Source organism: Streptosporangium sp. CA-115845 (assembly GCF_050943795.1).
Classification (GTDB): Bacteria; Actinomycetota; Actinomycetes; order Streptosporangiales; family Streptosporangiaceae; genus Streptosporangium.
Window position 1 is genome coordinate 898,496 of record NZ_CP191988.1, and the last position, 18,691, is coordinate 917,186.

19 protein-coding genes are annotated in these 18,691 nt (G+C 70.7%); 15 read left to right on the plus strand and 4 right to left on the minus strand.

Annotation, left to right across the window (positions count from 1 at the left end; all coding sequences use genetic code 11):
- The gene (gene mshD, locus ACQP0P_RS06425) at positions 1-933 is read right to left on the minus strand and encodes a mycothiol synthase (RefSeq protein ID WP_433372222.1); all 933 of its coding nucleotides are present in this window, start codon (positions 931-933) and stop codon (positions 1-3) included.
- Between the two features lie 131 nt (positions 934-1,064).
- Here mshD and ACQP0P_RS06430 point away from each other — a divergent pair, with 131 nt between their 5' ends.
- Complete coding sequence (locus ACQP0P_RS06430) at positions 1,065-2,861, plus strand: bifunctional metallophosphatase/5'-nucleotidase (protein ID WP_433372225.1); 1,797 nt, start codon at positions 1,065-1,067, stop codon at positions 2,859-2,861.
- Between the two features lie 190 nt (positions 2,862-3,051).
- Here the strand turns inward: ACQP0P_RS06430 and ACQP0P_RS06435 are convergent, their stop codons facing one another.
- Complete coding sequence (locus tag ACQP0P_RS06435) at positions 3,052-3,765, minus strand: response regulator transcription factor (RefSeq protein ID WP_433372228.1); 714 nt, start codon at positions 3,763-3,765, stop codon at positions 3,052-3,054.
- Between the two features lie 206 nt (positions 3,766-3,971).
- On the opposite strand from ACQP0P_RS06435, the gene ACQP0P_RS06440 reads away from it, so the two are divergent.
- The 9 genes from ACQP0P_RS06440 (at position 3,972) to ACQP0P_RS06480 (ending at position 8,769) form a co-directional block, all read left to right on the plus strand.
- A complete protein-coding gene (locus ACQP0P_RS06440; RefSeq protein ID WP_433372231.1) occupies positions 3,972-4,223 on the plus strand; it encodes a MoaD/ThiS family protein in 252 nt (83 codons plus the stop codon).
- A 96-nt stretch (positions 4,224-4,319) separates the two neighbouring features.
- The gene (locus tag ACQP0P_RS06445) at positions 4,320-5,000 is read left to right on the plus strand and encodes an LmeA family phospholipid-binding protein (protein WP_433372234.1); all 681 of its coding nucleotides are present in this window, start codon (positions 4,320-4,322) and stop codon (positions 4,998-5,000) included.
- Between the two features lie 48 nt (positions 5,001-5,048).
- A complete protein-coding gene (locus ACQP0P_RS06450) occupies positions 5,049-5,561 on the plus strand; it encodes a sigma-70 family RNA polymerase sigma factor (RefSeq protein ID WP_030924537.1) in 513 nt (170 codons plus the stop codon).
- Entirely contained in the window at positions 5,558-6,394 is an 837-nt protein-coding gene (locus ACQP0P_RS06455; RefSeq protein WP_433372238.1) for an anti-sigma factor family protein, read from the plus strand. The genes ACQP0P_RS06450 and ACQP0P_RS06455 overlap by 4 nt, the downstream gene beginning before the upstream one ends.
- Before the next feature lie 170 nt (positions 6,395-6,564).
- A complete protein-coding gene (locus tag ACQP0P_RS06460; RefSeq protein WP_433372241.1) occupies positions 6,565-6,981 on the plus strand; it encodes a TlpA family protein disulfide reductase in 417 nt (138 codons plus the stop codon).
- Between the two features lie 91 nt (positions 6,982-7,072).
- A complete protein-coding gene (locus tag ACQP0P_RS06465; protein ID WP_350911956.1) occupies positions 7,073-7,156 on the plus strand; it encodes a putative leader peptide in 84 nt (27 codons plus the stop codon).
- A gap of 63 nt (positions 7,157-7,219) precedes the next feature.
- Entirely contained in the window at positions 7,220-7,618 is a 399-nt protein-coding gene (locus ACQP0P_RS06470; protein WP_433372244.1) for a DUF4395 domain-containing protein, read from the plus strand.
- A gap of 15 nt (positions 7,619-7,633) precedes the next feature.
- The gene (locus ACQP0P_RS06475) at positions 7,634-8,473 is read left to right on the plus strand and encodes a sulfurtransferase (RefSeq protein ID WP_350911166.1); all 840 of its coding nucleotides are present in this window, start codon (positions 7,634-7,636) and stop codon (positions 8,471-8,473) included.
- Positions 8,473-8,769 (plus strand): DUF1416 domain-containing protein, encoded by a 297-nt coding sequence (locus tag ACQP0P_RS06480; protein ID WP_433372247.1) that lies wholly within the window; start codon positions 8,473-8,475, stop codon positions 8,767-8,769. Before ACQP0P_RS06475 ends, ACQP0P_RS06480 begins: the two co-directional genes overlap by 1 nt.
- 84 nt (positions 8,770-8,853) lie before the next feature.
- Here the strand turns inward: ACQP0P_RS06480 and ACQP0P_RS06485 are convergent, their stop codons facing one another.
- Positions 8,854-9,882: a DsbA family protein gene (locus tag ACQP0P_RS06485; protein WP_433372250.1), complete on the minus strand. Its 1,029-nt coding sequence runs from the start codon at positions 9,880-9,882 to the stop codon at positions 8,854-8,856.
- Between the two features lie 60 nt (positions 9,883-9,942).
- Here ACQP0P_RS06485 and ACQP0P_RS06490 point away from each other — a divergent pair, with 60 nt between their 5' ends.
- The 5 genes from ACQP0P_RS06490 to ACQP0P_RS06510 all read left to right on the plus strand — a co-directional run bounded on the left by ACQP0P_RS06490 (position 9,943) and on the right by ACQP0P_RS06510 (position 18,055).
- The gene (locus tag ACQP0P_RS06490; protein WP_433372253.1) at positions 9,943-10,494 is read left to right on the plus strand and encodes a TetR/AcrR family transcriptional regulator; all 552 of its coding nucleotides are present in this window, start codon (positions 9,943-9,945) and stop codon (positions 10,492-10,494) included.
- A 115-nt stretch (positions 10,495-10,609) separates the two neighbouring features.
- Positions 10,610-12,559: a hypothetical protein gene (locus ACQP0P_RS06495; RefSeq protein WP_433372256.1), complete on the plus strand. Its 1,950-nt coding sequence runs from the start codon at positions 10,610-10,612 to the stop codon at positions 12,557-12,559.
- A 280-nt stretch (positions 12,560-12,839) separates the two neighbouring features.
- Complete coding sequence (locus ACQP0P_RS06500; protein ID WP_433372259.1) at positions 12,840-15,812, plus strand: ATP-binding protein; 2,973 nt, start codon at positions 12,840-12,842, stop codon at positions 15,810-15,812.
- 250 nt (positions 15,813-16,062) lie between these two features.
- Positions 16,063-17,349, plus strand: coding sequence for a MurT ligase domain-containing protein (locus ACQP0P_RS06505; protein WP_433372262.1), 1,287 nt, complete (start codon positions 16,063-16,065; stop codon positions 17,347-17,349).
- Positions 17,339-18,055, plus strand: a complete 717-nt coding sequence (locus ACQP0P_RS06510; protein ID WP_433372265.1) for a type 1 glutamine amidotransferase — start codon at positions 17,339-17,341, stop codon at positions 18,053-18,055. Before ACQP0P_RS06505 ends, ACQP0P_RS06510 begins: the two co-directional genes overlap by 11 nt.
- Before the next feature lie 52 nt (positions 18,056-18,107).
- On the opposite strand, the gene ACQP0P_RS06515 is transcribed toward ACQP0P_RS06510, so the two are convergent.
- The gene (locus ACQP0P_RS06515; protein WP_433372268.1) at positions 18,108-18,470 is read right to left on the minus strand and encodes a DsrE family protein; all 363 of its coding nucleotides are present in this window, start codon (positions 18,468-18,470) and stop codon (positions 18,108-18,110) included.
- Positions 18,471-18,691: the final 221 nt, after the last annotated feature.

The following is an 18,691-nucleotide window of genomic DNA, read 5'->3' on the forward strand; positions in this document are numbered from 1 at the left end:
TCAGGCACTGCCCTTCCGGTACATCACGTCGACGTCCCACCGGGTGAAACCCAGTCCCTGGTACAGGCGGATCGCCGCGGGGTTGCTCTCGTCGACGTACAGCATCACGTGGGTCAGGCCTCGCGAGCGCAGGTGGGCCAGGCCCGCCAGGGTCAGTGACCTGCCCAGGCCGCCGCCCTGCTCGGCGGGGTCGACGCCGACGACGTAGACCTCGCCGACCGGCTCGTGCGCGTGGTCGCCGTCGCCGTGCACCTTGGTCCAGTGGAAGCCCACCAGCCGGTCACGGCCCTCGGGGCCGCCGGGCCGTACGGCGAGGAAGAACCCGGCCGGGTCGAACCAGGGTTCCCGCTCGCGCAGTTTGAGGTCGTCAAGCGTCCACGCGCCCTGCTCCGGGTGGTCGGCGAAGGCCTTGGCGTTGAGGGCGAGCCAGGCCTCCTGGTCTGAGGTGCCCGGCTCGAAGGTGCGGAGCCGTACGCCCTGGGGGAGGTCGAAACCACCGATGTCGGCGGTGAGGGGGCGGCGCATCTGCCACAGCGACCTCGCCCTTTCGAACCCCTCCGACAGGGCGAGGGCATCGGCCGCCGGGTGTCCGCCGTGCGCCCACAGACGCAGGTGCCCGCCGGCGTGGTCGAGCACGGCCCGCAGCAGCCGCCGTCCGTATCCCCGCCCGCGGAACGCCGGGTGGACGACCAGCTCCCCGCTGGGCCCCTCGACGGGGTCCGTCGGGTCCAGGTGGGCGTAGCCCGCGAGGTCGTCCCCGGCGTACAGGAGCACGGCTCCGGCCCGCTCGTCGCCGCCGTAGCGCAGGTGCAGCATGACATGTTCGTTGAGTGGCCGGACCCCGTCGGCCTTCGTGGCCGCATCCACCACCGCAAGGACCCTGGACACCTCTTGTTCGCCGAGTAGTCCCCGGTGTTCAACACGCACGTTCATGCTCTGGACTCTAAGCGGGTACACGTCCTGGGAGAGCACCGGGGACTGGCAAAAGCCGCCAGCTACCGGTCGGGCGAATCGTTATCTCTCGGACATTCCTTGCACAGATAGTCCCCTTAGTGTCGTGGACCATGATGTCTCGTTCCTTCCTGCGGCTGACCATGGCGTGCGTGCTCGCCGGGGCCGGTGTCACGCTTGCGACGGGGCCGGCCGAGGCGGGCAACACGCCCGCCAAGACGGTGCCGGTCCGCCTGCTCTCCCTCAACGATTTCCACGGCAACCTTGAGCCGCCGACCGGTTCGTCCGGCCGCATGGTCGACGAGACCGGCGCCACGGTCGAAGCGGGGGGCGCCGTTTACGTCGCCACCCACCTCAAGCAGCTGTCCGACAAGAACACGCTGAAGGTCGCCCAGGGCGACCTGATCGGCGCGACCCCGCTGATCTCGGCGGCCTACCACGACGAGCCTTCGGTGGAGTTCCTCGGCAAGATCGGCGTCACCGCCTCCGCCGTGGGCAACCACGAGTTCGACGAGGGGTACGCCGAGCTCAGGCGGATCATGAACGGTGGCTGCCACCCGGTGGACGGCTGCTCACCCGCGGGCGAGTGGAAGGGCGCGGCCTACAGCTACCTCGGCGCGAACGTCGTCTTCAAGCGGCCGGCGCAGGGCGCGGAGAAGCAGGCGCTGGGCGCCCTGGGCGGGACGAACACCCCCTCGCTGCGCGCCCTGCTCAAGGACTACGGCATCCCGGCCCTGCCCCCGGTCGCGATCCGCTGGATGAACGGCGTGCCGATCGGCTTCATCGGCCTGGTCACCGGGAGCACCCCGAGCATCGTCACCTCGGAGGGCATCAAGGACCTCGACTTCATCGACGAGGTGAAGGCCGCGAACGTCGCGTCCAGGCTTCTCAAGATCGTTGGAGTCAAGGCCCAGGTCGTGCTCGTCCACGAGGGTGACCAGGTCACCGCGGGCCGGTCGCCCGACAGCTGCAGCGCCCAGCCAGGCGCGGGCAACCGGATCGCCACGCAGGTCGACGCCGAGATCGACATGATCCTCAGCGGCCACTCCCACCAGGCCTACCTGTGCACGGTGGCCGACCCCAAGGGTGCCGGCCGTCTCTACAGCCAGGGTGGTTCCTTCGGCCGGGTCATCACCAAGGTCGACTTCCAGGTGGACGTCAGGACCCGCGACGTCGTGCGCTCCTCTGTCGTGGCCGACAACCAGGTCGTGACCAGGACCGTCACTCCCGACCCGGAGATCAGCGCGTTCGTCCAGACCTGGAAGGACCGCGTCGCGCCGGTGGCCAACAGGCCGATCGGCAAGATCACCGCGGACATCACCAACGCCGCGTCCGCGTCCGGCGAGTCCTCGCTGGGCAACCTGATCGCCGACGGCCAGCTGGCCGCGACCAGGACCGGCGGCAACGCCCAGATCGCCCTGATGAACCCGGGCGGCGTGCGGGCCGGCCTCACCTACACGGGCTCGCCCGCCGGTGAGGGCGACGGGGTGGTGACGTACGGCGAGGCGTTCACGGTCCAGCCGTTCAACAACCTCATGCAGGTGATCACGCTCACCGGTGCGCAGCTCAAGACCGTTCTGGAGCAGCAGTTCACCGGCGGCCCCAACGCCCAGGCGTTCACCAAGATCCTGCAGCCCTCGTCGAACTTCACCTACACCTACAGTGCGAGCGCGCCGTGGGGTTCGAAGATCTCCGCCATGAAGATCGACGGTGTCGACGTGACGGACACCCAGACGATCAGGGTCGCGGCCAACAACTTCCTCGTCGGTGGCGGTGACGCGTTCGCCGCCTTCACCGGTGGCACCGACCTGTGGAGCGGCCCGCTCGACATCGACGCCTTCGCCGCCCACTTCGCGGCGAACCCGTTGATCACGCCCCCGGTTCCCAACCACATCACGGTCGCTCCCTAACAGGGGCGAAAGGCACGACGCACGCGTCAGACCTGCCGGGACACCTCCGGTGGGTCTGGCGTGATGCCGGGAACCCGCGCACACGGGGCACGGAGGCACCTCTACGGCCGTGGACGCGCGAACTCACCGGTCGGCGGCCGACCTGACACCTTGGAGAGGTCAGTGCCGATCGCGGTGGGAACCGCTCGCCCTACTGGTGGGCGGGCTCGCGCTCCTCGACGGCCTCGTTGCCGCGCTCGGGGACGAACCGGTAACCGACGTTGCGGACCGTTCCGATCAGTGCCTCGTACTCGGCGCCGAGCTTGGCGCGGAGCCGCCGGACGTGGACGTCCACGGTACGGGTGCCGCCGAAGTAGTCGTATCCCCAGACCTCCTGGAGGAGTTGGGCGCGGGTGAAGACCCTGCCCGGGTGCTGCGCCAGGTATTTCAGGAGCTCGAACTCCTTGAAGGTCAGATCCAGCGCGCGGCCGCGGAGCCGGGCGGTGTAGGTGGCCTCGTCGATCGACAGGTCACCGTTGCGGATCTCGTCCGGCACCTCCTCCGCGGCGGCCAGGTTGAGCCTGCCCACGGCCATCCGCAGGCGCGCCTCGACCTCGGCGGGACCGGCGCTGTCGAGGATGACGTCGTCGGCACCCCATTCCGCGGTCAGCCCGGCGAGACCGCCCTCGGTGACGATCACCACCAGAGGGCAGGAAACGCCCGTGGTGCGGAGCAGCCTGCACAGGCTCTTGGCCTGGACGAGCTCGCGGCGCGCGTCCACCAGAATCGCGTCGGCGGGCGGGGCGTCGAGCAGGGCGGACGCCTCCGCAGGCACAACACGTACCGAGTGCAACAGCAGCCCCAGCGCCGGGAGCACCTCAGTCGAGGGCTCAAGGGCGTTGGTGAGCAGTAGGAGATTGCCCACAATGCCTCCTTCCCGCGTCATGTCGGCAATAGCCGTACAAACACGTAAGGACCCGGGGGCTACGTTGCCCAGGTCCCGTAGTACGTGAGGATAACCCACGAGGAGTAAGCGTCCAGTGAAGGTCCACCTGGTGAACACCGGTTCTCCGAGTGGATTCACCGTAAGGGTGTGGTAACCCTGTGTGTGTTCGAGGAGTTGATTCACAGGTGGCGACAGGCACTGTCAGATATTGGGCCGCGGCCAAGGACGCGGCGGGCATCGCGGAGGAGCCTTTCGAGGCCGAGACCCTTGCCGAGCTGATGACGAAAATCACACCGGGCCGTGAAGAGCTGGCTCGCGTGCTGCAGCGGTCGTCGTTCCTGGTCAACGGGGATCCGGTGGGCAGACGGGCGCACGAGACGATAGTCCTGGCCGAGGGGGCGACGGTGGAGGTGCTCCCGCCCTTCGCGGGGGGGTGATCGGGTGCTGTCGCCGGCACGGCGTTTCGTACAGGATTGCAGGGAGAGGGAATGCGAACAGGCCACCCTCGGGCCGGAGAATGAACAGGGAGTCGGATGCGCAAGCTGATCGCTTTTCTGGTCCTGCTGCTCGCTCTCGTCGCGATCCTGGACAGGGTCGCCGTCGCCGGAGTCCAGCGTGAGATCGCCACGCAGGCGACGGCCAAGTACGACCTGGAGTCCCCGCCAGAGGTCACCATCGAGGGCATCCCCTTCCTGACCCAGGCGATCGCCGGGCGCTACGAGGAGGTCAAGGTCGCCGCGGGCGCGATGACCGTCTCGGGTGTCGCGCTGTCGAGCGTGGACTTCACCCTTTACGGGGTCACCGCGCCGCTCGCGGACCTGGTGCTCCGCCCCCAGCAGGTCGACATGCGCGCCGAGCGCGTGGTGGGGTCGGTGGTCGTCCCGGTGAGGACGCTCAGCCGGCGGGCACCCCGCGGGATCAAGGTCGACGTCGTGGGCGACGCGCTCAACGTCAGCGGGGAGATCACCGTGCTGGGGCAGAAGGTGCCGGTGAAGGCGGCGCTGAAGGTCGAGATCGTCGAGGGCGGCCTGCAACTCGTCCCCGAGAAGGTGACCCTGGGCGGCGGCATCCCGGTGCCCGATCCCGAGCGGTTCATCGACTTCCGGATCCCGATCGGGAAGCTGCCGTACGACGTCAAGCTGACCGACGTCAAGGTCGCGCCCGAGGGCCTGCGCATCTCGGGTGAGGCCTCCGACGTGCCGCTGAGAGGCTGAACGTGCCCCGTGTCTGAACCGGATCGTCCCGCCGTACGTCGTGGGGATGTGAGTCAAGCCGGAACCGCCGACGAGCAGCTTGTCAGAGCGCTCTTCGACGAGCACGGCGGGCCACTCTACGGTTACGCGCTGCGGCTGACGGGCGACTCGGGGAGAGCGGAGGATGTCGTGCAGGAGACGCTGTTGCGGGCCTGGCGCCATCCGAACGCGTTCGCCGGCCGCTCCATCCGTGCGTGGCTGTTCACGGTGGCCCGCAACCTCGTCGTCGACCAGCACCGGGCACGTAAGGCGCGCCCGCCGGAGACGGGCGACGAGGCGCTCGCCGTGGTGCCCGCCGATGACGAGCTGGAGCGGGCGGTGGAGTCGTGGGCGGTCGCCGAGGCGCTGGCCGCGCTGCGGCCCGAGCACCGCGAGGTGCTGGCCGAGGTCTACTACCAGGGGAAATCCGTCGCGGAGGCGGCCGCGTCGCTCGGCATCCCCGCCGGAACGGTTAAGTCGCGCACGTATTACGCGCTTCGGGCGCTCAAGCTGGCGCTGGAGGAGCGGGGGCTCGCGCCATGATGACCTGTGACGAAGTACGGATGTCGCTCGGGGTCTACGTGCTCGGAGCCCTGGAGCCGGACGAGCGCGTGCTCGTCGAGGCCCATCTCGCCGAGTGCGCGGAGTGTGCGGCGGAGCTCGCCGAACTGAGCGGGGTGGTGACGTTCCTCGGCAGGGTGTCCGAGGACGATGTGGCGCAGGTGGCGAGCCCGCCCACGGCGGTGCTGGAGCGGCTGCTCAGCGCCAAGGTCAAGCGGCGTCGCATCACCCGGCTGATGCTCGTCCTGGCGGCCTCGGTCCTGGTGGTCGGGCTCGGTGGCGGGACCTTCTGGGCCGTCATCCAGTCCCCGGGGGACGGCATGACGGTCGCCGGGTCCGCCGTGCCCGAGTCGGCCGCGGACCTGAGCAGTCAGGAGCAGGGCGTTCAGGAGCGCGCCGAGCCCTTCTCGGCCTCGGCCTCGGCCTCGGCCTCTGAGCCCGAAGCCAAGGCCAAGGCCTCTTCCGCCCCCGCGCCCAGCGCCGACTCGCAGCTCCTGCTCGCCCCGGGCGACCTGCGGGTCACGGGGAGGGACGGTACGGGCACGATCCGCGCGGTGGTGACCGCGTCCGCCGGGCAGGGGGCGACCACGGTCAAGGTCGTGCTCACCGGCGTGGCCAAAGGCACGCGTTGCCGGCTGGACGTGATCGGGGACGGTGGCGTCAGGGAGACGGCGGGCAACTGGACCGTCAACAGGGCCGCCTATGACGAGTCGGGCGCCTTCACGGGCACCACGACGATCCCGCCGGAGCGCATCACGTCGTTCGAGATCGCCACCGCCGGAGGACGGGTGCTGGTCACGGTCGACGCCCGCTGAGCCTGTCCGGCGCCGCCGGGGGCCGCGCGGCAGGCGAGGGCGTTCGGCGCGGGGGCGTTGCGGGCGCGGGGGCGTTGCGGGCGAGGAGCGTTCCGGCGGGGTGCGGAAACGGCGCCGGATGCGTGAGCGGTGCGGGAATGGCTCGAAGCGCCCGCCTGTTGTCGTGTTCCGTGACCGGATTGACGGTGGTGGTCGTCACTCTCGCCCTCGCCACGCTCGTGGGCGTGGTGGCGCGGCGGCGGAACGGCGTGGCGCGAGAGGTGAGGGGCGAGGTGGAGCGGCTCACGTCCGGCGACATCCACGCGGAGCTGGGGGAGCGGGCCACGCTGGTGCAGTTCTCCAGTTCCTTCTGCCAGCCGTGCCGGGCGACCCGGCGGATCCTCGACGAGGTGGCGGGGATGGTGCCCGGCGTCGCGCACGTGGAGATCGACGCGGAGTCCCACCTCGATCTGGTCCGGTCGCTGAACATTCTGCGCACCCCCACCGTCCTCGTCCTCGACGCGTCGGGGCGGGTGGTGCGGCGAGCATCCGGCCAGCCCAGGAAGGCCGACGTGATCGGCGCTCTGGGTCTGGTGATCGACGGATGAACGGGGCACCCTATCGTTCCTTAAATGATCACGTCTCAGAAATTGGACAGGGATGTGACAGATGGCGGGACGCCGGGGTACTGTCGTGGACATGAACCCCACGACAGAGCTGCTCACAAAGCGGCGCGCGGTTGATTTTTGCCGCGTGACCACCGCGCTCTGTCGTATTTCCTAAAGGGCGATCTCAAGCGGCCGTCGAGCCGCACCGATCTGCACAACCCTTCAGGAGCATCAAGCGATGCAAGCTGATCCCCGAGCTCTCCGCTTCACCGCGGCCGTCACAACAGTCGTGCTCGCGCTCGTCCTCGTGACGGGCAGTGCGTGGCTGCTGGCCGCACAGGCCGTGGCGTTCGCACTGGGCACTCTCGGCCTCTCGCCGTACGGGATGGTTTTCAAAGGGATGGTGAAAAGCCCTCCGGGGGAGTTGGAGGACGCCGGCCCGCCGCGCTTCGCGCAGGGAGTCGGCCTCGCCTTCGCCCTGGTGGGCTTGGTCGGATACGTCGCACAGATCACGCCGCTGGCCCTCGGGGCCACCGCGGCGGCACTTTTCGCCGGATTTCTCAACGCCGCTTTCGGCTTCTGTCTTGGCTGCGAGATGTTTTTGATCATTCGCCGCCTACTACCCGCCGCACGATGATCCTGGAGGATCAAAATGAGCCGCTCCGCCGTCCTGGTCGACGCTGACTGGGTCGAGGCCAACCTCGATACCCCCGGTGTCGTTCTCGTTGAAGTGGACGAGGACGCCAGCGCGTATGACAAGGGCCACATCCGTGGCGCCGTGAAGGTCGACTGGAAGAAGGACCTGCAGGACCCGGTCCGCCGTGACTTCGTCGACCGCGAGGGCTTCGAGGCGCTGCTGTCCGCCCGGGGCATCGCGGGCGACGACACCGTGGTTCTCTACGGTGGCAACAACAACTGGTTCGCCGCCTACGCGTACTGGTACTTCAAGCTGTACGGCCACGAGAACATCAGGCTTCTCGACGGTGGCCGCAAGAAGTGGGAGCTTGAGTCCCGCGAGCTGGTCAAGGATGTTCCCAGCCGCCCCGCCACGGACTACAAGGCCAAGGAGCAGGACCGGTCCCTGCGTGCCTCCCGCGACGAGGTCGTCGCCGCGATCGGCAAGCTCAGCCTGGTCGACGTGCGCTCGCCCGACGAGTTCACCGGCAAGCTGCTCGCCCCCGCGCACCTTCCGCAGGAGCAGGCGCAGCGTGTCGGCCACGTGCCCACCGCCCGCAACATCCCGTGGTCCAAGGCTGCCAACGACGACGGCACCTTCAAGTCCGACGAGGAGCTCAAGGCTCTCTACGAGGGCGCGGGTGTCGACTTCAGCAAGGACATCATCGCCTACTGCCGCATCGGGGAGCGCTCGGCCCACACGTGGTTCGTGCTGCACGAGCTCCTCGACCAGGCCGGTGTCAAGAACTACGACGGTTCATGGGTTGAGTACGGCTCGCTGGTCGGCGTGCCGATCGAATTGGGAGAGGCTCGATAATGACTCAGGGATGCGCTGCTCCGGAACAGACGGTCGCTCTGCCGGCCGGGATCGATCTTACGAACCAGGCCGTCATCCAGGGCGTGGTCACGGGCGCGGGCACGGCCTACGCCCGTCTGCTCGACCACTCCGGTGAGTTCACCGGTGAGGTCGTGGTGTCCGAGGAGGGAGTCTTCCGCTTCTTCGCCGCCCCCGGTGACTGGACCGTCCGCATCATCGCGGGCGGCGGTGTCACCAAGGACATCCCGGCCCAGGCCCGCCTGGGTGAGGTCACCCAGCTCGCGGTGTCCGTCTGACCCTTCGGTCCGACGCCCGCCGGCACAGCAAGAAGGACCGGCACTCCCTCGGAGGAGTGCCGGTCCTTTTTTGGTCACACCAGGTCAGCCGGCCAGCCGGTGCTCGACGCGCCGGAGGGCGTCGAGGTAGTCGGGCTCTGGGGACATGGCCGCGGCCAGGCGCAGGTGTGGCAGGGCCTCGGGGTGGCGGTTGGCGCGTTCGAGGGTCCTGCCCAGCAGGAATCGGGCGTAGTGGTCACCGGGGGTGCGCTCCAGCAGCGACTCCAGCGTCTCGCTCGCCCGGCCGAGCTGGGCCGAACCAAAGTAGGCGCGGGCCGCCAGCAGGCGGACGGCGGGGTCCTCGCCGTGCTCGGCCAGCAACGGCTCCAGGGTCCGCAGGGCGCCGAGGGGGTCTCTGACACCCAGCAGGGCCTCGGCCTGGCGTAGCCACCTGACCTCGTCGGGGAGTTCCCGCCGGGGAGCGGCGTGCCGCACCAGGTCGGTGAGGACCTCGGGCGGCTGCGCGCCCGCGACCGCCGTGTCACCCACCACGAAGGTCGGCGAGGTGGCGATGCCGACGGCCTTGCCGCGCAGCAGCTCGGAGCGGACCTCCGCCGCCCCCTCGCCGCGCTCCAGCGCCTCGGTCATGCCCCCGAGTCCGGCGTCGGCGGCGAGCGCTGCCAGCGTGCCGCGGTCGCCGATGTCGGAGCCCTCGATGAAGTGGGCACGCAGGATCCGCTCCACGACCGCGTCCTGGAGCGCCGCGCCGCCGCGGTCGTAGGCGAGGGCGATGACCCGGTGGGCGTCGAACGTGTTCGCCCGCCACACCGCTCCCCAGCGCCGCCCGCCGTCACCGGGGTGCTCGCCGATCCGCTCCGCGGCGGCGACGCGTGAGACCCGGGCCCGGTTCTCGGCCGGGGTCAGAACGGGGTGGCAGGCCCGCAGGGCACCCTCGGCGATCGGGTCGCGAAGGGCGTCCTGCAGCGGTTCGGACCGGGCCGGAGCCATCGGGTCGATGAGGTACGGACGCCAGACGATCTCCACGTCCTCGCCGAGGTCGGCCTGCTCCAGCCGTCGCTTGCCGATGTAGGCCCACGCGCAGACCATGTCGGCCCAGACTTCGATGCGCTTCATGGCCGCTACAACAAACGACAGGTGTCGTTTATTCGACAGGTGTCGTTTAAAGTTGACGGCGTGCCCGGAGACGATCCCAGAATCCGCAGAACCCGCGCCCGGCTGCGGTCCGCCGCCCTGGAGTTGACCGCCGCGCGCGATCCCGGCTCGATCACCGTCGCCGAGATCGCCCAGCTGGCCGGGGTGAACCGGGCCACGGTCTACGTTCACTACCGTGACCGCGACGACCTCGTGCTCGACGCGATGGAGGCCGCGGTCAAGGAACTGGCCGCCGAGGCCGCGCGGTGTCCCTACCGGGAGCCGGGGCCGGTGCCGGCGTCGCTGGTCGCGCTGTTCGGGCACGTCGGTGAGCGAGCCCCGCTCTACCGGCGGATGCTCGGGCCCTCCGGCAGCGCACGCTTCTGCGCGCGGCTGCGCGCGGCGTTGGTCGCGGAGCTGCGCGGCCCCTTCGCGGCGGGCTCCCGGCCCCCCGGGCACGACGAGGTGCCACCGGAGATCCACGCCCATCATGTGGCGGGCGCGCTGGTCGGGCTCTTTACGTACTGGCTGGGAGAGCATCCGCCCCGTCCGGCCGAGGAGATCGCGGCGGTGGCGTGGAACCTGATCCGCTAAGTGGTGGTAAAGCTGGGGAAAATACAGCGGATTGACGGGAACGCTGCCCGAATATGATGTCGAACTCTTACGCTGTCTCAGAGGCTTCCGATGAGCCCGATGGCGGAGGGGTTCCGTGGCGGACGTGCATCCCGAGCATGCGCAACTCCAGGCGGACCGGATCTACCTGGGCTGGCAGTATGCGCTGTTGCACCCGGATCCAGGTCCGGCTCCCAAGCGACCCTCGCCGGTGGAGAATCCCGCGGAGCCCGTCGACCCCGAGTGGGTGCGCAGGGAGCGCCTCAACGAAGACCTGCTGAACCGGCCGGTCAAGATCGTCCGTGCGTTCATGGCCGCGCTCGCCACGCTGATCCTCGTCCTCGGCCTCACCGAGATGCTGAGCTGGTCGTTCGCCGTCGTCGGGGTGATCGCCGCCGGTGGCATCGCGGTGTTCTGCAGCTACGCCGTCCACCAGGGCGACCGGGCGGTCCGCCACCGCATCAGGGAGCGAGAGGTGGCCGGTGACCGGCTACGGGAGGAACGGGATCGGGAGCTCTTCGCCGCCCAGGAGGAGCACGCCGCCCGCTACCGGGAGTGGGCCGAGCAGAAGGAGCGCCACGACCGCCAGCTGACCTGGTACGCGGTGGCCGTGCCCGACGAGATCGACCGGATCGACGTGGCCGGCGGCACGCTGCCCGGCTGGTCGGCGCTGATCACACTGCTCGGTGCGACCCGCCTCTACAGCGGTGGCCACCTGACCGTGCTCGACCTGTCCGAGGGCGCGATCGCCAAGGACCTGATCGAGCTGGCGCGCAGGGGCGGTGACGACCCGCTGGTCTGGGTGCTGCCGGTCGACCTCCCCAAGCTCGACCTGGGTGCCACGCTGGCCCCCGAGGCGTTCGCCGACGTCCTCGCCCACGTCGTGAGCGTCAGCGAGGAGCACCGCACGACCAGGGACCTGTCGTTCGACAACGCGATCCTGGAACGGGTGCTGGAAGTCCTCGGCGAGAGTGCCACGATCAACCAGGTCACCGCCGCGCTGCGCGCCCTGGCCCAGGTCGGTGACCCCCGGGAGGACCTGCGGTTCGGCCTGATCACCGCCACCCAGCTGGAGCGGATCGGCACGCTTTTCGGCCGTGGCGTCAGCGACCGCGTGGTGATCGAGCGGGCCTGGGCGCTGGAGTCGCAGCTGCGCAAGCTGGAGACCCTCGGCTCTGAGGCGGTGCGCCTGCCGCCCGCGCGCCTGCGGGTCGTGTCGATGGACCGCCAGGCGGGCGTGTTCGGCAACCGCGTCCTCGGCACGTACGTGGCCACCGCGCTGACCCACATCCTGCGCCAGTCGCCCGCCTCCGAGCGGCCCTGGTACCACACGATCATCGTCGCGGGCGCGGACAAGCTCCGCGGTGACGTGCTGGACCGGCTCATGGACGCCTGCGAGACCTCCAGGACCGGGCTGGTGCTCACCTATCGCTCGCTGACCCCGACCGTGCGGGAACGGCTCGGGCGCGGGCACGCGGCGGTCACGTTCATGCGGCTCGGCAACGCCGAGGACGCCCGGATCGCCAGCGAGCACGTCGGCACCGAGCACCGCCTGGAGCTCGCCCAGCTCACCGAGACGATCAGTGCCGCCGGGGCCGGTATGGACGGCGGCTACATCTCCACGGTCGGCCAGGCGGAGGAGGGCGACGACGAGCGCGACGTGAGCCGCGCGGACCTCAAGGAGGACATCACCTCCTCCACCGAGTGGGGCCGTCGCGCGACCAAGGCGATGGGGGAGACGGAGCGGGTGCTGCACCGTTCCCGGGAGTTCCTCGTCGAGCCCCACCAGCTCCAGCAGCTTCCCACCACCTCGGTGATCGTCACCGACGCCACCGCCCAAGGGCGCAGGGTCCGTCTCGCCGATGCCAATCCGGCCATACTGACCTTCCCCAAGACGACGCTGGGCGAGTTCGACGAGATCAAGGAAGCCGTGCTGGAGCGCGTACAGGAGAGCAAGGCGGAGCCACGCGAGCCGAGCCCGTTCGAGGACGCGCCGCCCAACCTCGGCCCGCCCCCGGCCAGGCTCGACTGGCGCCGCCGCCAATGAGGCCCTGGCCCGCGCCGCCGACGAGTCGGTGGGCGGCGGGGATTCGGCCGGTGGGGATCCGGGTAGCGATGATCCCGTCGGGGACGGTATCGCCGGGCATGCCAATGGGGCGTCCGTATGTCGTAATGGGATGGTCAATGTGGAGGTGCGAGCCCCGAGTCAGGTTCGACCGTGGTTACGGGGGTGACCTACCCCCGATTACGCGTCGGCCGGTATGGCGGAGTGATCCGTGAAGCGTCAACCCCCCGGCCTGGAGCCGGGTCCCCCGGGTGGAGACCAAATGCAGCCAAGTGTGTCCCGTCCGCCCAACGCCCTGACCGGTCCCTGGTACAGAATCCAGGCGATCACAGCGCCCTCGCGCAGTTCCTCCGCCGAGTGGGACTTCGTCACGGTCCTGCCCGCCGTGCTCTCCACGGCCCAGCGCAACCGGCCCTTCGTGGTCGGCTGGCTCTCACGGGGGTCCGGCGCCCCGCTGGAGCTGATCACCAACGCGGGACCGCTGACTCCACCGCGCCCGCCCCGCAGGGCCGCAACCGAGGTCGAGCACGCCTCCGGCGGTCCCGAGCCGCTGCTCTTTCCCAGCGGCGCCCGCGGTGTCCGGATCGGTGACGAGTGGCTCCGCGACCTGTCCGACCTGGTGTGGACCGTCTGCCCCGGCCGGCAGGCCCCGCCGCTCGGCGGCCGTCGCGAGCCGGACGCCGACGAGATCAGGCGGCCCACGCTTTTCGAGTCGACGCTGGTCACGCTCATGTCCCGGCCGTTCGCCTGGCTGGTGGTGGCCGAGCAGACCGACCTGCTGGACGCCGAGGTCGCGCACCTGCGCACTCAGCTCAACGTGTTGCGGCAGTACGGCGACGCCTCCGAGCGCTCCCGCTACGACGCGGAGCGGGCCGAGCGGCGCATGCAGGAGCTGGACGCCTTCCGCGAGGCGGGGCTGTGGAACGTCCGGTTGCTGGCCGGGGCCGCCGGTCCCGAGGAACTGCGCCAGATCGCCCCGGTGCTCGTCGGCTCCGCCGAGATGAGCCACCACCCCTACCGCCTGCGCAGCGCGCTGTCCGGCCCCGTACACGGTTTCGCCGAGGCGCTGGCGGTGACCCTGCAGGATCCGGCGGACGGTGCCGCCGCCCCGTTCGCGGCCACCGCCGGGGCGCTCGCCGCGCTCGCCGGGCTGCCGCACCGGGAGGTGCCGGGGGTACGGGTGCTCGACGCGGGCTTCTTCGACGTGACCAGCGAGGCCGACACCGCGCCCGGCACGTCGGCCGTCGAGCTCGGGGCCATCCTCGACGGCCAGGACAGGCCGGTCGGCGCGTTCAGGGTCCCGCTGGCCACCCTCAACCGGCACGCGTTCGTCACCGGCGCCACCGGCTCCGGCAAGTCCCAGACCGTCAGGCACCTGCTGGAACAGCTCACCGGCGCGGGCGTCCCGTGGCTGGCCATCGAGCCGGCGAAGTCCGAGTACGCCTCGATGGGCGGCCGGATCGAGCACCTCGCCCCGGTGACCGTGATCAACCCGTCCGCCCCGGAGAGCGTGCCGTTCAGCGTGAACCCGCTCGCTCCCGAACCCGGCTATCCGGTCCAGGCCCACATCGACATGGTCCGGGCGCTGTTCATGGCGGCCTTCGACGCCGAGGAGCCGTTCCCGCAGATCATGTCGCTCGCCCTGCAGCGGGTGTACGAGGCCAACGGGTGGGACGTGGTCACCGGCTGGGCCGCTCCCGGCGCCGCAGTGCGGCCCGCCGTGCCGACCCTCGAACAGCTGCAGCGGCACGCGATGGAGGTGATCAAGGAGATCGGCTACGGGCGGGAGGTCCAGGCCGATGTGGAGGGCTTCATCTCGCTGCGGCTGCGGTCGCTCCGGGTCGGCTCCGCCGGCCGGTTCTTCGAGGGCGGCCACCCCGCCGACATCGGCGACCTGCTCCAGCGCAACGTGGTGCTCGCGATCGAGGACGTCGCCAACGACGAGGACAAGGCGTTCCTGATGGGCACGCTGATCATCCGGATCGTGGAGCACCTGCGGATGCGGGCCAGGAAGGAGCGGAGCAGCGGGCTGAAGCACGTCATCGTGATCGAGGAGGCGCACCGGCTGCTCCGCGACCGGGGCGCGGGGCGGGCCAGCACGCACGCCGTCGAGCTCCTGGCGGGCATGCTCGCCGAGATCCGCGCGTACGGCGAGGGCATCGTGGTCGCCGAGCAGATTCCCACGAAACTGGTCTCCGACGTCGTGAAGAACACCGCGCTGAAGGTCATCCACAGGCTCCCCGCCGAGGACGATCGCCGGCTGGTCGGGGCGGCGACGAATCTGAGCGAGGAGCAGTCCCGGCAGGTCGTCTCGCTCCCGCCCGGCGTCGCCGCGGTCTTCGCCGACGGCATGGACCGGCCGCTCCGCATCCAGGTGCCGCTGGGCGAGGACCGCGAGCGCCCGGTCCCCGGCCACACGCCGCCCATCTGCGGTCGCCGCTCGGCGGCGTGCGGGCAGGAGTGCCGCAACGGCCGGGCGTGCACGCTGGTCGAGCTGCGCGAGGCGGACCTGCTCGCCGAGGCGCCCGAGTGGGCCTGGCTGCGGATCTGGACGGACACGTTGGTGCTGGCGTTCTGTACCAACAGGCCGGCGCCCGGGGTGCCCCGGGCGCTGGCCGACCTGTGGGTGGAGCTCCCGGCACGGCGCCGCGAATGCCTGCTGGCCACGACCGCCGAACGGTGCGTGGGCCGCCGCGCGTGGTCGTTGCGGACCGTCCACGACCCGGCCAAGCTGACCGAGCAGGTCGCCGCGATCGCGACCAGGCTGCTCGGTCCCGACCGCGACCCCGGAGAGCGGCCCGGGCCCGCCTGGGTCATCCCGCAGGTGCGGTGGCTGCATGAGGTGGATCGGCTCTTCCCGCACGGCCAGCCCGCGCCCAACCCGCGCGGCTCCGCGCCGGTCATGGAGTACGCCCTGTTCAACCGTCCCGCGGGCGGCTCCGAGCTGCTCGGCCACCGGGCCAAGGCGCTCCGCCACCACCCGCTCTCCATGGAGGTGGACCGCAACCGGGAACTGGCCTGGCGGGTGATCCTCGGCGACGACGATCGCGAGAGTGTGGAGCGCGACATCCTCACGGTCACCATCGGCATCGACCCGGCCGAGCGGCTCCGGCACGTGGCCCAGGCGATGGGGGCGGGCTGGCTGGAGAGCGTGCTGTCGTGGCCGCACCGGTTCGTGCTGCCGTTCGACGCCGATTCGCAGGAACCCGTCGAACTCGCCTTCGCCGAGCAGTGAGGTGATATCCGGCCACATCTTCCGCTGTGGAGCCTGTGGAGTTCGTTCCCGCCGTATGGTGAGAGCGGTCTGGTCTGCGGCCTTCACAGCTGACCGTCACCGGCCGGGGCGTGTGACGTGCCGTCCGGGGGTTGGGGTGCCGAAGCCCGGCTAAGATCTGCGGCATGAACGATTCGGCGATTCCGGCCCCGCGGCCGGGCCGGCCGGCCGCCGGGTCGTCCCGCGAACGGTCGCCAAGCGAGGAGACGGCATGACTCAGCTTCCGCTGCGGGCGCAGCTCGCCACCGCTCTCGGCCGGACGGCCGCGACCCTGTCCCGGGTCACCGGACGCGGAGACGGGTCGGTGATCGGAGGCCGGGTCAGCATGCTCCTGGAGCCCGACCTGCTGCGCCAGCTGGCACGCGACCGCAAGCTCGCGCTGGTGAGCGCGACCAACGGCAAGACCACGACGACCCGCCTGATCACCTCCGCACTGTCGGATCTCGGCGACATCGCCACCAACGCCTTTGGCGCCAACATGCCCGCCGGGCACGTCTCGGCACTGTCGTCGGCCAAGCACGCCCCGTACGGGGTGCTTGAGGTCGACGAGAAGTACCTGCCCGAGGTGATCGACACCACCGGCGCCGGGGTCATCTGCCTGATGAACCTCAGCCGGGACCAGATGGACCGGGCGGGCGAGATCTGGCTGCTCGCCCAGAAGTGGCGGCGGGCGCTGGCCGGCAGGAACACCCACGTGATCGCCAATGCCGACGACCCGCTGGTGACCTGGGGCGCCTCCACCGCGGCCTCGGTCACCTGGGTGTCGGCCGGGCAGCCGTGGAAGGAGGACTCCTGGTGCTGCCCCGAGTGCGGCGGCCCCCTCGACCGCAAGGGCATGGAGTACGTTCCGCCGGGCAGCCTCGGCTCCGGCGCCTCCTCACAGGCCGGGGAGAACGACTGGGCCTGCCGCGAGTGCACCTTCCGGCGGCCTGAGCCGTCCTGGGTGCTCGACGACGACGCGGTGATCGACCCGCGCGGGCAGCGCTGGGTGCTGGACATCCAGCTTCCCGGGCGAGCCAACCGGGCCAACGCGGCGATGGCGCTGGCCACCGCCGAGGCGTTCGGGCTGCCCGTCGAGCGGGCGCTGCCCCGGCTGCGCGAGGTCAGGTCGGTCGCCGGCCGCTACACCACCGTGGAGCGCGACGGACGGCACGCCCGGCTGCTGCTGGCCAAGAACCCGGCCGGCTGGCTGGAGGCCTTCGACGTGCTCGACTCCTCGCTGCCGGTGATCCTCTCGGTCAACGCCCAGGGCCCCGACGGCCGCGACACCTCATGGCTGTGGGACGTCGACTACCGCGTGCTGCGCGGCAGGCCGGTCTTCGTGACCGGTGAGCGGCGGCTCGACCTCGCGCTCCGGCTGGATGTGGCGGACGTGCCGTTCCAGCTGGCCGGATCGTTCGAGCAGGCGCTCGGCGCGCAACCGCCGGGCAAGGTCGACGTGATCGCCAATTACACCGCCTTCCAGCAGATTCGATCGGAGTTCGGTCGTGCAGTCTGACAGCGCTCTACGCCTTGTCTGGATTTATCCGGACCTGTTGAGCACGTACGGCGACCAGGGCAATGTCCTGGTCCTGGAGCAGCGCGCCCGGCGCCGCGGCATCCCGGTCGAGACCGTGCACGTGCGCTCGGCCGACCCGGTCCCGGAGAGCGGCGACATCTACCTGATCGGCGGCGGCGAGGACCGGCCGCAGATCCTGGCTTCCGAGCGGCTCCGGCGTGACGGCGGCCTGCACCGGGCCATCCAACGGGGCGCGGCCCTGCTGGCCGTGTGCGCGGGCTACCAGATCATGGGCACCACCTTCGGCGGCGAGGAGGGGCAGCCGGTCGACGGCATCGGCCTGATCGACATCTCCAGCGGTCGTGGTGAGGGCCGGGCCGTCGGCGAGCTGGCCGGGGAGGCGGACCCGGCGCTCGGCATCCCGACGCTGACCGGCTTCGAGAACCACATGGGCGTCACCCGGCTCGGGCCCGGCGTCCGGCCACTGGCGCGTACGGCGGTCGGCACGGGTAACGGCGACGGCACCGAGGGCTGCTACACCGGCAAGATCGTCGGCACCTACCTGCACGGTCCGGCGCTCGCCCGTAACTCCGGCCTCGCCGACCTGCTGCTCACCTGGGCGGTGGGCGCCCAGTTGCCGCCGATCGACGACTCCTGGTTCGAGCGCCTCCGCGAAGAACGCCTGGCAGCGGTGCTGCCCGGCTGACGCCGGAAACCGGCCGTACGGCCTTGCCGGGCGGCCGGAGGGCGCGCGGTGTTCAGTAGACGAGAGCCTGGACGCCCTCGCCCAGGACCTCCTCGACGAACGTGGGGGCGCCCGCGATGCGAATGCCCTCGATCACGTCGTCGGCCGTTATGTCGCGCCGGGCCGCGCACTGGGTGCACAGCGTCACCCTGCCGCCGGCGAGCACCGCGTCGAGCAGGTCGCCGAGCTGGGCGGCGTGCGGGAGGGTGAACTCCTTCGCCCGTCCGGGGAGGGCGAACCACGCGGACTCGCCGGTCAGCCAGAGCGAGACGGGGACTCCGCTCGCCAACGCCGCCGCGGCCACCGTGAACGCCTGGTTGCAGCGCTCGGGTGAGTCTTCGCCGGAGGTAATCTTGATCACCAGTGATCGTGCCATGGCCGAAGCCTATGCGGGTCCGCCTCGCGGGCGCGAACCATATCAGGGCGGTTCCAGGTCCTGTTTCCTGGATCTTTTGCCCACCGCGGTCGGTCAGGCGGCGCCTCACCGCGTTACCGCCGGTCATCGCGGCCCGCCGCCGCTCCCTGTCGCCGCCCTGCGAGGCATCAGCTGACCGGCCCTCAGCACGGCGAGCGTCGCGCGACAGGGCCTAGGCTCGG